This window comes from Candidatus Amarolinea dominans, assembly GCA_016719785.1.
Taxonomy (GTDB): domain Bacteria; phylum Chloroflexota; class Anaerolineae; order SSC4; family Amarolineaceae; genus Amarolinea; species Amarolinea dominans.
This window is the reverse complement of the sequence record JADJYJ010000030.1, coordinates 307,835-320,747: the sequence shown is the minus strand read 5'-3', so window position 1 is coordinate 320,747 and position 12,913 is coordinate 307,835. Positions and strand designations below refer to the sequence as shown.

General features: G+C 67.3%; 8 protein-coding genes, 3 tRNA genes and 1 pseudogene. 4 read left to right on the top strand and 8 right to left on the bottom strand.

Annotated elements, in window-relative coordinates:
* Positions 1-149 precede the first annotated feature (149 nt).
* From IPM84_23915 to IPM84_23885, 7 genes and pseudogenes are all read right to left on the bottom strand, one after another.
* Entirely contained in the window at positions 150-1,895 is a 1,746-nt protein-coding gene (locus tag IPM84_23915; protein ID MBK9095741.1) for a CHAT domain-containing protein, read from the bottom strand.
* 43 nt (positions 1,896-1,938) lie between these two features.
* On the bottom strand, positions 1,939-3,231 hold the full coding sequence (locus tag IPM84_23910) for a tetratricopeptide repeat protein (protein ID MBK9095740.1): 1,293 nt from the start codon (positions 3,229-3,231) through the stop codon (positions 1,939-1,941).
* A 14-nt stretch (positions 3,232-3,245) separates the two neighbouring features.
* Positions 3,246-4,115 (bottom strand): tetratricopeptide repeat protein, encoded by an 870-nt coding sequence (locus tag IPM84_23905; protein MBK9095739.1) that lies wholly within the window; start codon positions 4,113-4,115, stop codon positions 3,246-3,248.
* A 1,254-nt stretch (positions 4,116-5,369) separates the two neighbouring features.
* Positions 5,370-5,442: transfer RNA gene (locus IPM84_23900), tRNA-Ile, on the bottom strand.
* An 18-nt stretch (positions 5,443-5,460) separates the two neighbouring features.
* Positions 5,461-5,531, bottom strand: a tRNA-Gly gene (locus IPM84_23895).
* A 6-nt stretch (positions 5,532-5,537) separates the two neighbouring features.
* Positions 5,538-5,610 (bottom strand) — tRNA-Pro (locus IPM84_23890).
* A gap of 211 nt (positions 5,611-5,821) precedes the next feature.
* Positions 5,822-5,992 (bottom strand): annotated as a pseudogene (locus tag IPM84_23885) (PD40 domain-containing protein).
* Between the two features lie 292 nt (positions 5,993-6,284).
* On the opposite strand from IPM84_23885, the gene IPM84_23880 reads away from it, so the two are divergent.
* On the top strand, positions 6,285-6,479 hold the full coding sequence (locus IPM84_23880) for a hypothetical protein (protein MBK9095738.1): 195 nt from the start codon (positions 6,285-6,287) through the stop codon (positions 6,477-6,479).
* A gap of 788 nt (positions 6,480-7,267) precedes the next feature.
* The gene (locus tag IPM84_23875) at positions 7,268-7,690 is read left to right on the top strand and encodes a hypothetical protein (GenBank protein MBK9095737.1); all 423 of its coding nucleotides are present in this window, start codon (positions 7,268-7,270) and stop codon (positions 7,688-7,690) included.
* Here the strand turns inward: IPM84_23875 and IPM84_23870 are convergent.
* A complete protein-coding gene (locus IPM84_23870) occupies positions 7,660-9,408 on the bottom strand; it encodes a DUF5107 domain-containing protein (protein ID MBK9095736.1) in 1,749 nt (582 codons plus the stop codon). The two genes, IPM84_23875 and IPM84_23870, sit on opposite strands and share 31 nt — an antisense overlap.
* Before the next feature lie 654 nt (positions 9,409-10,062).
* Here IPM84_23870 and IPM84_23865 point away from each other — a divergent pair.
* Both IPM84_23865 and IPM84_23860 read left to right on the top strand, forming a co-directional pair.
* Positions 10,063-11,043: a hypothetical protein gene (locus tag IPM84_23865; protein ID MBK9095735.1), complete on the top strand. Its 981-nt coding sequence runs from the start codon at positions 10,063-10,065 to the stop codon at positions 11,041-11,043.
* 25 nt (positions 11,044-11,068) lie between these two features.
* Complete coding sequence (locus IPM84_23860) at positions 11,069-12,856, top strand: SDR family NAD(P)-dependent oxidoreductase (protein ID MBK9095734.1); 1,788 nt, start codon at positions 11,069-11,071, stop codon at positions 12,854-12,856.
* Positions 12,857-12,913 lie beyond the last annotated feature (57 nt).

Genomic DNA, 12,913 nt, shown 5'->3' with positions numbered 1-12,913 from the left:
ACACCAGCAGTTCCAAATGTAGCACACATTCAACCACAAAGAACACAGAGAACACAAAGAAACGGCAGATCAGACGCAAATCGGCAACTTCTCTGCGTTCTTTGTGATCTCTGTGGTTAAAAACCAGGCTACATTTGGAACTGCTGGACTCACACCCCGGTCAGGTAGAAAGCAGCCCACCAGAAGGGATGCTCGAAGCTCTGCTCCTGCTGATGGCGTTCGGCCACCTGCTCGAAGAAATCAGCGGCAATCGCCTGTGGCATACGGGCGCCATCGAGGTCCGGAATGTCATGCCCGAAGTAGTCCGCCTTCTCCTGGTTGGTCGTATCGCGCAACCAGCGCTGCGCCGCGGCCAGGGCCTCGCCAGGGGGCAGCCCCTCCTGGCGCCACAGACGGTAGAAGCGCTCCATCAGCATCGCGGTGCTGACGTCCGCCACCGACCAGAGCGAGGCCACCACGCCGGCAAAACCGGCCTGCGTGAGGGCCGCGGGCAGGGCCACCACCTCGTCGGGTAAATCGGCGCCGACGATGCCGGTCTCGCAGGCGGAGAGGGTGGCCAGCCGGGCGCCGGCCCGGCACAGGGCCAGCACATCGGCCACGGTCAGCAGATCATCGTGGGCCATCACCAGGCCACTCTGCAGGGGCTTCTGCCAGTTGTTGGCGCCATGACAGGAGAAGTGGACCACCTGCGCCGCGGGTAAGGCGGCCAGGACCGCCTCGCGCCTGGCCTCGCCGTGGTGCAAAACGGTGGGATCGGCAAAGAGCGCGCCGATGGCGGCCACTTCGGCCGCCGAGTTGGGCAGACGGTTGGCCGCGACTGGCTGCGGCTCGTCCACGGCCAGCAGGCGCAGATCGCGCGTCTGGCCGGCCAGTTCGCGGGCATGTTGCAAGGCGCCGGCCGACGGCGCATAGGTCAGGGTGAGGTCGTCCAGCGCGTAGCGGCGACGCCCGTCTGGCTGCGTCCAGGCTGCGTGCAGGGGCAGCAGGGCCAGCAGGCCACTGGGGATGAGAACCGCCTGCCTGGCGCCCAGGCTCTGCAAATGGGCCACGACCGGCCCCATGACCTTGTCGCCGAGGTCGCGCGTGGTCTGCTCGAGCTGATCGTACCACGCCTGACGCTTGGCCGGGTTGCGCGCGTCGCGCACCCAGGCGCTGTACGCGCCCAGGTAGCCGCCCAGGGCAGGATCGTCGGCTGGCCCCATCAGTAGCGCGCGCAGCGCGGGTGCGGTGAGGCCCAACGGCGCGGCAGTGACAACCGCCACGGCGTCAGCGGCGGTCTCGCGCCGCACGAACAGGGCCAGTCCGCCGGGTTCGGTCGTCAGCAGATAAATCAGGGGCACGCCGGGCTGCACCGCGGCGGCGATGCGGGCGAATGTCGGGGGCAGCAGGAAATCGGCGTAGGGCTGCTGGCCGTCCACCGACACGCTGCGGATGGCCGCGATGGTTTCATCCAGATCGCGGCGGGCTGCCTCCAGCTCCTGACGCCAGGCGGCGTAGTCGCGCGGGCCGGCCGGGTGATCCGGGCCGGCGCCTGCGGGCTGGCCGGCCTGCTGCTGCAGGACAGCGAGGCGATCGGACGCGGCGCGGTAGCGCTCGTAGAGGTCGCCGTGACCCAGCGCGGGCAGGCGTTCCAGGTCGCGGCGGCTCTGTTCGAGCGCTTCGGCCAGCAGCCGGGTGCGACCCTGTTCGAGCGCGACGACGGCGTCTTCGAGCCGGCCGAGTTGGGCCAGGGCGTAGGCGGCGTTGGCCGGCAGGCCTTGGATCTCCCGCAGTTCGACTTCCTTGCTGCCGCGCACCAGGGAAGCCTGCAACAGAGTGTCGGTGGCCTGCATGGCCAGGCGATACGGATCAACGACCAGCGCGTAACGACGCTCGCCAAACAAGAGATTGGCCAATGCACGGGCTGTACGACGACAATCATCAGGCAACGCCTCAGGGCTAAAGATCTCCAGTGCCTGGCGGTGGCGGTGCTCGCGTTCGCGGTTCCGGCGGGGCTGGGGTGTTCACCTCCAGCGCCTGGCGGTAGGCGGCGATGGCCTGCTCCAGGTTCTCCGCCCGGTCGCCCCGAATGCGGTCAGAGTAGGCGTTCGCCAGGTTCATCATGACGGCCGCCCACTCGACCGGCATGGCCTGGCGTGTCCTCACCTCCAGCGCCTGGCGGTAGGCAGCGATGGCCTGCTCCAGGTTCTCCGCCCGCTCGCCCCGAATGCGTGTAGCGTAGGCGCTCGCCAGGTTTATCATGACGGTCGCCCACTCGACCGGCATGGCCTGGCGGGTCCTCACCTCCAGCGCCTGGCGGTAGGCGGCGATGGCCTGCTCCAGGTTCTCCGCCCGGTCGCCCCGAATGCGGTTCTTGTAGGCGGTCGCCAGGTTCATCATGGCTTGCGCCCACTCGACCGGCATGGCCTGGCGGGTCCTCACCTCCAGCGCCTGGCGGTAGGCCGCGATGGCCCGCTCCAGGTTCTCCGCCCGGTCGCCTCGAATGCGGGCAGCGTAGGCACTCGCCAGGTTCATCATGACGGTCGCCCACTCGACCGGCATGGCCTGGTGGGTCCTCACCTCCAGCGCCTGGCGGTAGGCGGCGATGGCCTGCTCCAGGTTCTCTGCCCGGTCGTCCCGAATGCGGTTCTTGTAGGCGTTCGCCAGGTTCATCATGACGGTCGCCCACTCGACGGGCATGGCCTCGCGGGTTTTCACCTCCAGCGCCTGGCGGTAGGCGGCGATGGCCTGCTCCAGGTTCTCCGCCCGGTCGCCCCGAATGCGGGAATAGTAGGCGGTCGCCAGGTTCATCATGACGGTCGCCCACTCGACCGGCATGGCCTGGTGGGTCATCACCTCCAGCGCCTGGCGGTAGGCGGCGATGGCCTGCTCCAGGTTCTCTGCCCGGTCGCCTCGAATGCGGTTCTTGTAGGCGTTCGCCAGGCCCATCGTGCATGCCGCCCACTCGACCGGCATGGCCTGGCGGGTCCTCACCTCCAGCGCCTGGCGGTAGGCGGCGATGGCCTGCTCCAGGTTCTCCGCCCGGTCGCCCCGAATGCGTGAATAGTAGGCGGTCGCCAGGTTCATCATGACGGTCGCCCACTCGACCGGCATGGCCTGGTGGGTCATCACCTCCAGCGCCTGGCGGTAGGCGGCGATGGCCTGCTCCAGGTTCTCCGCCCGGTCGCCCCGAATGCGCTGATTGTAGGCGGTCGCCAGGTTCGTCATGACTTGCGCCCACTCGACCGGCATGGCCTGGCGGGTCCTCACCTCCAGCGCCTGGCGGTAGGCGGCGATGCCCTGCTCCAGGTTCTCCGCCGGTCGCCCCGAATGCGCTGATTGTAGGCGTTCGCCAGGTTCATCATGACGGTCGCCCACTCGACGGGCATGGCCTCGCGGGTTTTCACCTCCAGCGCCTGGCGGTAGGCGGCGATGGCCTCCTCCAGGTTCTCCGCCCGGTCGCCCCGAATGCGGTCAGAGTAGGCGTTCGCCAGGTTCATCATGACGGTCGCCCACTCGACCGGCATGGCCTGGCGGGTCATCACCTCCAGCGCCTGGCGGTAGGCGGCGATGGCCTGCTCCAGGTTCTCCGCCCGGTCGCCCCGAATGCGGTCAGAGTAGGCGTTCGCCAGGTTCAGCATGACTTGCGCCCACTCGACCGGCATGGCCTGGCGGGTCAGCACCTCCAGCGCCTGGCGGTAGGCGGCGATGGCCTGCTCCAGGTTCTCCGCCCGGTCGCCGAGTGGATTCTGAACCAGGCTGTTGCCCAGTTCGACGTGGAGACCTGCCCACAGGCGGCATTCTGATCCTCCGGTGCAGGGAAAGGTATGGCGGCAAGGTCGACCCGTGCGAGGCATGTCGGATGATGCGGCGGTGGGAGAGTTGCTGAAGAATAGGCTGCAACTCAGGTGGTATGTCGGCGCCCCTGGCAGGAGCGGCAGCCTCCAGCCTTGCCCGCAGATCTGGCCGGCTGGCCAGGGTGCGTTCCAGGTCTTCCGCTGAACGGATTTCGGCCCCGCTGGCGGCCAGCTCGGCCAGGACCTCGCGCAGTGCGGGAGGCATCTGCTCGACGGCGCGCATCTGCGCCAGGAGTTCTTCCGGCGCCAGGCCCAGGCGTTCGGCCTCGGCCAACGCATCCGGCGGCAGCATCTTTTCGGCAAAGGCGCGGGGGATGCCCGCCTCTCGGCAGCGACGCAGCAGGTCGCGGTGCTCTTCCATCTCGGCTGCGCCGCCGTCAACCTGGGACGCCTGAGTAGCGGCGATGAGTTGGCCGAACAGGACATCGGCCTTATCACTGAGCAGCTCAGGGTGCTGTTCGACGATCTGCTGCGAGTCATCCCAGGTGCGGGCGTTGATGAAGGTCTGGATCGTCTGTCCCAAGGCGGAAACGCCGGCCAGATCGGGGGAGTCATGCAGGCCTTGTTCGAGTGCCGTGGTGGCGGCGAGCGTTTGCTCTGGTGAGAGGCCGGCCTCCTGAGCGGCGCGCTGCGTGTTGCGCAGCAGTTGATAACGCTGTTCCAGGTCGTTGGCAGCCTGTTCGGCGCCCTGACGCCGGGCATTGGCCGCGGCTTCCGCGACGCGCGCGGCGGACTCGTCGGTCAACAACGCGGGGTGATCTTGCGCCACGTGCAAGAGGGACGCCATGGAGTCGGCCTGCAGAAGCGCCTGGAGACTCGCCCAGAAGGGATTAGACATGGCTTCCTGCGCCTCGCGGGCCGCTGCTTGCAGGCGTTCATAGATCGGCGGCGTCTCGCCGGGGCGGTATAGGAGTAGCGGCGCGTCCACCGCGCCGGCGTGACGGCAGTGAGGGCAGGGGATAGCGTGCAGACTGCCATTCCGAATGCGGGCGAGCAGATCGGGCCGCTCGGCCGTGTCAACGATCAGCCAGACCTCGGCCGGGTAGGGTCGCCGACAGGCCGGGCAGGTCAAGGTGGTGGATTGAGCGACGGAGCGGGTCATGGTTACCTCCGGCGGGGTCGGCCCGCCAGGCGGAGTATAAAGTAGGACAATGGGGCCTGTCAATTTGGCGCCATCCGCCATCGCGCCGCGACGCCCGTGAATGAATTCGCGGACTGCGAGATTCCCCCCCCACCGCAACCCGCTTCAGCGGGTTTGACATATCAGACGCCGAATTCATTCGGCGGTATCAGACGCCGAATTATGGTTTTTAAGAATAAACATCGTCTATCAGATCAGCGTCACCCGGCGATCGCCCATGTCTTAATTACATTCGGCGGACTGCGAGATTCCCCCACCGCAACCTGCTTCATTCGGGTTTCAGACCAATTCTTCGGTGGTATCAGACGCCGAATTCATTCGGCGGGCTTATTCGGCGGGCTGGCACAAAAAAAGGACGACGACCCCATGGGTCGTTCGTCCTTGTCAATGGATGGGTCCCCCCAGATTCGAACTGAGGACCAACCGGTTATGAGCCGGCCGCTCTAACCGCTGAGCTAGGGACCCGTGGCTCTCCGTATCGAGAGCGGGTGGAGGGAATCGGACCCTCACAGCCAACTTGGAAGGCTGGTGTTCTACCACTAAACTACACCCGCAAGCAGTCGGGGCGAGAGGATTTGAACCTCCGACCCCAGCGTCCCAAACGCTGTGCGCTGCCAACTGCGCTACGCCCCGAACAGGCGCTTAGTATACTGCAAAAACGGACAGCAAGCAAACGCACAGGCGTCAATGGTGAATGCAAATCACGGCCCCCTCGCCCTCCCCTCCCCCCCCCCTTTCTCCCCCCCCCCCCCCCGCCCCCCCCCCAGGTAATCTGCTCATCCATCCAGTCTGGCAGCGTGCCGGGCAGGGTCAGCAGGCGCACGGGCGCGGCGCCTGGCTGCGTGATGTAGAGACCCCAACTTCCCTCGCGGTTGGAGATGAACGCGATCCACGCGCCGTCAGGCGACCAGGTGGGCAGCCCTTCGATGCCCGGGCTGGCGGCCACCGCGCTGATCCTGCCGGTCCCCATGTTGCGCACGAAGATGTCCCAGTTGCCGCTGCGTTGGCTGGACATGAAGGCCAGGCGGCTGCCGCCGGGCGCCCAGGCCGGGGAGGTGTCGCCGGCCACGTCGGTCAGCGGCGTGCGCTGGCCGCGATCCGGGGTCATTTGCCACAAGCCACAGCGGTTGCCCTCGTCGTCACAGCCGTCATAGGCGATGTTCTTGCCGGGGTACCAGGCCGGGCTGCGGCCAAAAACGATGTACTCCGTCGCTTCGGTGCCTTCGGCCCAGGCATGGTAGAGGCGCCAGCGCCGGTCACCCTCACGGTTGGAGGCGAAGACCCATTCCAGGCCGTCGGGCGACCAGGTGGCAATCCCATCTTCGGCAAAGGTGGTCACGCGGCGCAGCGTTTCGCCCGTGGCAGTGATGGTGGCCAGCCCAATTTCGCTACCGCTGGCATTGCGCACCGCCAGGCGGGTACCCCCCGGCGCGGCGCGTGGCTGGCGCACATTCGTGAGCAGCGCTTCCGGCTTCGCGTCCGGCGCGGCCGTCACGCGGTAGAGCACGAAGTTGTTGCGCTCGCTGTCCCAGGTCGAAAAATAGATGTGTCCGCCAGCCAGGGCGCCGGCCGGCGTTCCCGGCGCGGCGCCGGCAGGGGCGGGCGGCGTCGCGTCTGTGTTGGCCGCGCCGGTAGGCGTGGCTGCGGTGCTGGCTTGACTGCTACACTGGCTGTTGGCCGCGTCGCGCGTGGCGCGCAGGGCCGCGCTGGGTCGCACCTGCAGGGCGATGGCGTACTGGGTCACCGCGTCGCACCAGGCGCCACGCTGAGCCATCGCATCGCCGTAGGCAATGGCCGCGTTGGCCAGGCGGACTTCCACATCCAGGTAATTGGGCCGCTGTTTGTACAGCTCAGCGAAAGCGCTGACCGCCTTTTGCCAGTTGGCCTGCCAATAGCCCATAGCCTGCAGGTAGGCCGTGGCCAACTGTATTTGCTCCAGGGCGGCCTTGTCGTCCGGCCGCAACGCCAGCGCCCGTTCGATCTGGCGGATTCCCTCTTCCAGCCGGCCCGCCGCAATCAGGTCAGAACCGGTGTTGTAGTAAATTTTGTACAGCAGGTTCGTCACGGTGTCGGTTTCATAGGCGGCATCCGTGGCCCGGATCCGTTCCAGGCGTTCAGCGGCCTGTGTCCATTCCTTTTGATCGTACAATGACTGCGCTTCACCGAGCAGGACATCCAGGGTGTACGGCGTGCTCACCGGCGGCGGCGTGGGGGTCGGCGCCGGTGGTGAAGTCGGCTGCGGCGTGGCCGTGGTTGCCATCACGCGCAGCATGGCCGCCCGCGCCTCCAGATGATCGGGGCGCAGGCGCAGCACCATCTCGAATTCAGCCAGCGCCAGCGCACTCTCGCCCGCCTGCGCATGCGCCAGCCCGCGCTGGTAATGATTGGTCACCGCCGTGGCCTGGATCGCCGCGCGCTGCTCCAGCCCCTCGCGCACGCCACCTATGCCGGCCAGCAGCACGCCGACCAGGCCCAAAATCAGCACCAGGCTGTACACGGTGAGCCAACGCCAACCCGGTCCGCGCCAGCGGCGCGCGACCAGGCGTGTCCGCGGACGTGTGACCGGCAGCGGCGCCTGGTGCTGTCCATTCGGCCCTGGCGCCAGGGGCTGCACTGGGTTCGCTGTACCCGGCGCCAGCGCGGCCGGGCGAGGATCGGTCTTGGAATCTCTCTTGAGCGATGTCACCGCAGTGTCATCTCCTGCTCGAATTGAAGAATAGCCGCGCCGTCGGCGTCCAGCAGTTGGACGGACACCACGGCGCGGGCCGGCACATCTCCCGGCGCCGCGATCACCTGATCGAACGGTTGCGCCGGGCTGAGCGTCACCGGCTGGCTGGCAATGGCCGCGCCGGCCACCGACACCGTCAGCGTGCCGCGCAAATGACGCACCGGAAAGAACGCCACCTGCAAACCCTGCGCTGTGGCCCGCAGATTGACGGCGCCGTCCTGGTTGGCGTACACAAACGTGCCGATGCCAGCCACCGGGAACCAGGTCTCCTCCCAGTAGAGGGTCTCCCCGGCGCTCAGGCTGACGCTGTCGGCAAAGGTCGGCGCCAGGCCGCCGTGCATTTCCAGGTAGCCGGAACCGTCATCGGTGTAAAGGCTGGCAGGCAGCGGATCGCTCCACCCCAGGCCGAAGAACTTGACCCCGCGCATGACATCGGCCGGAAAGACGCGCACCAGCCCCTCGTCCGCGGCCAGGTCGTACACGCCCGCGAAGCTGGCGCCGGCCGCGGGCCTGGCAAAAAATCCCAGGTACTGGCGCCAATTGCCCAGGCGGCTCAGATCGCGTCCCTGGTAAACGGGCCAGGTCATGGCCTGATCCGCGGCGGGCAGGGACGTATCGCCGGTCGAATGCACTGTCACCTCGGAGGCGGGCAGAATCAGGCGCAGTTCAGGGCCAGGGCGATTGCCCCCCCCAGGAGCCAGCATCGCGTTCACCCAATACTTGAACGTCACCGGCTGGTCGGTCGGGTTGGTCAGCCGCGTGCGCACGGAAAACGCCGCCTCGCCCGCGCGCAGCGTGATGTCCACGCTGATCTGCAGCCGGCCCTGCGACTCCTGAAAGATGGTGATCGTCGCCTCATCTGGGCTGGGCTGCGGGGTGTCGAAGCCCCACGGGCTGCCCCACGCGTAGCCATGCTCTTCCACCGGCAGGCCCCATTCGACGCCGCCGGCCGCCAGCCAGCCAGCCTCCAACCCATCGCGGCCCGGCGGCCCCCAGGGCGATGGCTTGAGCACCGGGTTGCGGTAGAAGACCTGGTGCTGCGTGGGCTTGTAGAAACATTCGATCAGCCGGCCGCCCAAATCGGGCAGCACACCCAGGCGCAGGAACTCATTCTCCAGTACCAACTCACGCCAGGTCTGCGGGGTGGGCTGTGGCGCGGTCGCCGCGTAGGCCGCCCGGTCCAGCATGGGCCACGTCCAGTTGAACAGAGGGTCGGTCACTTTGCGCTGAAACGCCGCGTAGGGATAGGCGCCGAACGTGATCTGCCGCTCGTACACGCTGACCGTCGCCGCCGGCGCGGGCGGGGCAGGCGTGACCGGGGGCGGGACGGACGTCGCCGCGGGCGGAATGGGCGTCGCCGTGGGCGGAATGGGCGTCGCCGCGGGCGGAATGGGCGTCGCCGTGGGCGGCACGGGCGTGGGCGCGGGCGGGGCGGGCGTCGCTGTGGGCGGCGCGGGTGTTGCGCTGGGCACAACCTCGGTGGCAGGGGCTGTGACGGCGGCGCCGGCCGGGCCTGGAGGCGCGGGCGTTGCCTGTTGACATGCGCTGAGCACGGCAAGCGCCAGGCCAGCCATCACCAGACGCCGGCCGGCCGCAGCCAACCAGGCTGTCATCGCGGGGACAAACGCCCAACGGCTGCCAACAGGCGTCCAGCCAGGAGTTTTTTGGCTCTCATCTTCCAGGGCGAACCATCGTCTGCGCATATCAACGATTATAGTCACAATTGCCCGACTTGCCAAGCGCGGGGATCATTTTCATTTCTGCTGCGAGTTCCCGATCTGCCGCCAGTGTGATATACTGCAAGCGGGAATAGACTTCACCCTTCCGCCTACGGAAACAGGCGCAATTCGTGCCCGCCTGCAGTATAAAATCGCGTTGCCTTGATTTCTCATTCTACGCCACGCGGCAACCGCCGCACCCTGCGTGTGAGGTCATCTTGTCCATTCGCAACCTTCTCCTTTCCGTGCGCAACGGCGTTGGCGCCCTGGTGCTGTTGATGCCCCCCCCCATACTTGGGGGCCAGGGGGGCCGCGCGGTGCGCAACGGCGTTGGCGCCCTGGTGCTGTTGATGCTGCCCTGGTGGTGGCATTGGATCGTGGTGCGCCGCCCGTTCGAAGGAATTCTGTTCCACGAACTGACCGATTTCTCGCTCTACGCCACCGATGCCCTGCTGCTGGTCGCGGTGATGGCCTGGCTGTTGACCAAGCCTGATCTGTCTGCGCTGCCGGGCTGGATGCTGTGGCCGCTGCTGGCCTTGCCGCTCCTGGCCTTCGCCCTGGTTCCCGTCTCTGCCGATCGTGACCTCGCGCTTTATCAATCGGCGCGCCTCAGCCTGGTGACGCTGTGGGCGTTGGTGATTGCCGGCTCACCCTGGCTGCGCCGCCGCGCCGGCACTGTTACTGGCAGGCAGCTCGCTGCAGGCGATCATCGCACTGGCGCAGGCCGCTGTTCAGCACGCCGTTGGGCTGAGCTTCGTGGGCGAAGTGCCGCTCAGCCAGCAAATGCCAGGCGTCAGTGTGATCTACGCCGCCGGGGTGCGCTGGCTGCGCCCCTATGGCCTGACTCAGCACCCGAACATCCTGGCCGGCTGTCTGGCGGTGGCCTTCCTGTGGGCGTTGGCCACGGTCAGCACAAGCAACGTGCGCCTGCGCTGGGCCTGGTACGCAGGGCTGGCATTGACCGCGGCCGGGCTGGCCGTCACCTTTTCCCGCGCCACCTGGATCGGCGTTGCGCTGGGCGTCCTGCTGATTGGCGGCCGTGCCCTGTGGGGGCAGCCGCCGCCCAGGCGTCGCCGTTTCGTGCGCCGCATCGTCCTGCCCCTGCTTGGCCTCGGTCTCGTTTTTGGCATCGTCACCTGGCCCATCCTCGCCAGCCGCCTGGGCTTGACCGGCGCCGGCGCCGAGGTGCGTTCCATCGCTGAGCGCGGCGCCACGCTGTCCATTGCCTGGCGCCGCCTGACCACCGCGCCCTGGCCCGGCATCGGTCTGGCGCAGTTCACCCGCCTGACGCTGGTTGGCAATCAAGATCTCCTCGGCGCCTACGCGCCGCAGCCGGTGCATATGGCGCCTCTCCTGGCCCTGGTTGAACTCGGCCCCCTGGGCGGACTGCTCTGGCTGTGGCTCATGCTGGCCCCGTTGGTGGCCTGGATCAAACAGCGCACCCCGCCGGCCTCCCTCCTGGGCCTCACGGCCGCGCTGCTGGCCCTGATCGTGATCGGCCTCTTTGATTTTTACCCCTTCCAGGCCACCCAGGGCCGCCTGCTCACCTGGACCGTTCTGGGTTTCTGGGGCGCGGCCTGGCAAGACGCAGACCGCCAGCCCTCACTTCCCGTCATTTGATAGACACACCGAAGGAGACACTGGGATGAAGGTTTTACTGACCGGCGCTTTCGGCAACGTGGGCATCAGCACGCTCGACGAATTGCTGCGCCAGGGACACACGGTCCGTTGCTTTGATCTGGAGACAACCACCAACCGGCGAACCGTGCGGCGTTACCGCCACCACATCGCAGCCGGACGCGTCGAAGTGCTGTGGGGCGATCTGCGCCATCGCCAGAACGTCGCGGCCGCCGCAACCGGCGTGGATGCAGTGCTCCATGTCGCGTTCATCATCCCCAAAATGTCACACACCGGTATCGAATCAGAGCTGCGGCCCGATTGGGCTGAAGCCGTCAACGTCGGTGGCACGCGCAACCTGATCGAAGCGCTGCAAGCACAGCCCCATCCCCCGAAGCTGGTCTTCACCTCCTCGCTCCACGTCTACGGCCGCACCCAGCATCTGCCGCCCCCGCGCACGGTGACCGACCCCGTGCAGCCTTTCGAGCACTACGCATGCCACAAGGTCGCCTGCGAGGAGATGATCCGGGCGTCGGGCTTGTCATGGGCCATCTTACGCCTGGCCGCCACCCTGCCCCTGGCCCTCAAGCTCGACCCGGGCATGTTCGATGTACCGTTGAACAACCGCATCGAGTACATTCACACGCGCGACGTGGGGCTGGCGCTGGCGAACGCCGTGAGCAGCGACGACATCTGGGGCAAAACCCTGCTCATCGGCGGCGGGCCACGCTGTCAGTTTACCTACCAGGGCATGATCCAACCGATCCTGGACGCGATGGGTGCGGGCCAGCTACCCCCAGAAGCCTTTGCGACCGCGCCGTTCGGCACCGATTGGCTGGACACCGCGGAGAGTCAGCGCCTGCTGCGCTTTCAGACGCGTGACCTCGATGATTATGTGCGCGATCTGTCCCACTTGCTCGGCGTCCGCCGGCATTTCGTCCGTCTCTTCCGTCCGCTGGTACGCCGTGCGTTGCTCAAGCGCTCGCCTCATTGGCAACGCCAGACAACCGTCCGCCTGGCGTGTCACGGCCAGGTTGCGTTGGTGACAGGCGCTTCAAGCGGCATCGGCGCGGCCTCGGCCCGCCAGCTTGCGCGCGCGGGGCTGAAAGTTGTCCTGGTCGCGCGGCGCGGCGATCGGCTGGAGCGGCTGGTGGACGAGATCCGTCGCGACGGCGGTGAAGCCTGGATGATCGCCGCCGACCTGACCGATGAACTGGAGCGGCTGCGGGTATTGCATGAGGCAACCGACGTCGCCGGTCCCGTAGATGTCCTGGTGAACAGCGCCGGTTTTGGCTGGTATGGCTATGGCGCTGATATGCCCTGGCCCGTGGCGCGGGCGATGATCCAGACCAATATGACGGCGCTGACGCACCTGACGCTGCTGGTGTTGCCTGACATGCAAACCCGCGGTGCAGGACATATCATCAACATGGGCTCGATCGCCGGGAACCTGCCCGAACAGGGCGCAGCCCTCTACAGCGCCACCAAATCTTTCGTGGATAGCTTTTCTACGGCGCTCCACCGCGAGCTACGCGGCACGGCCGTGCATGTCAGCCTGATGCGCCTCGGCCGTGTGCAGACGGAGTTCTACGACCGCGCGGCTCACCAACCGGCAGGCCGACGCATCCCTGGAGAACGCCTGGCGGCCGTGACTCCAGAGAAAGTTGCGCAGCGCGTGATCGCCACCTTGCGCCATCCGCGACGCGTGGTGTATATCCCTGCCTGGTGGGGCATGGTGCAGTGGGTTGAGCCGCTGTTCGGCTGGCTCCTTGACCGCCTTGGCCCCGTCTTGCTGCGGCGCCAACCGGCCGCGTGAGGCCGACAGCGAGGGCGACCGCAAGTTTCGAGAAGCGCGCCGCCGCAGCGCGGGCTT

What these genes read in the sequence shown, in the direction of transcription:
- IPM84_23910 (MBK9095740.1), bottom strand. Translation starts at nt 3,231, where the DNA reads ATGCCGGTCGAGTGGGCGCAAGTCATGACGAACCTGGCGACCGCCTAC.
- IPM84_23905 (MBK9095739.1), bottom strand. Translation starts at nt 4,115, where the DNA reads ATGCGTTGGCCGAGGCCGAACGCCTGGGCCTGGCGCCGGAAGAACTCC.
- IPM84_23875 (MBK9095737.1), top strand. Translation starts at nt 7,268, where the DNA reads ATGATCGGGGCGCAGGCGCAGCACCATCTCGAATTCAGCCAGCGCCAG.
- IPM84_23870 (MBK9095736.1), bottom strand. Translation starts at nt 9,408, where the DNA reads ATGCGCAGACGATGGTTCGCCCTGGAAGATGAGAGCCAAAAAACTCCT.
- IPM84_23860 (MBK9095734.1), top strand. Translation starts at nt 11,069, where the DNA reads ATGAAGGTTTTACTGACCGGCGCTTTCGGCAACGTGGGCATCAGCACG.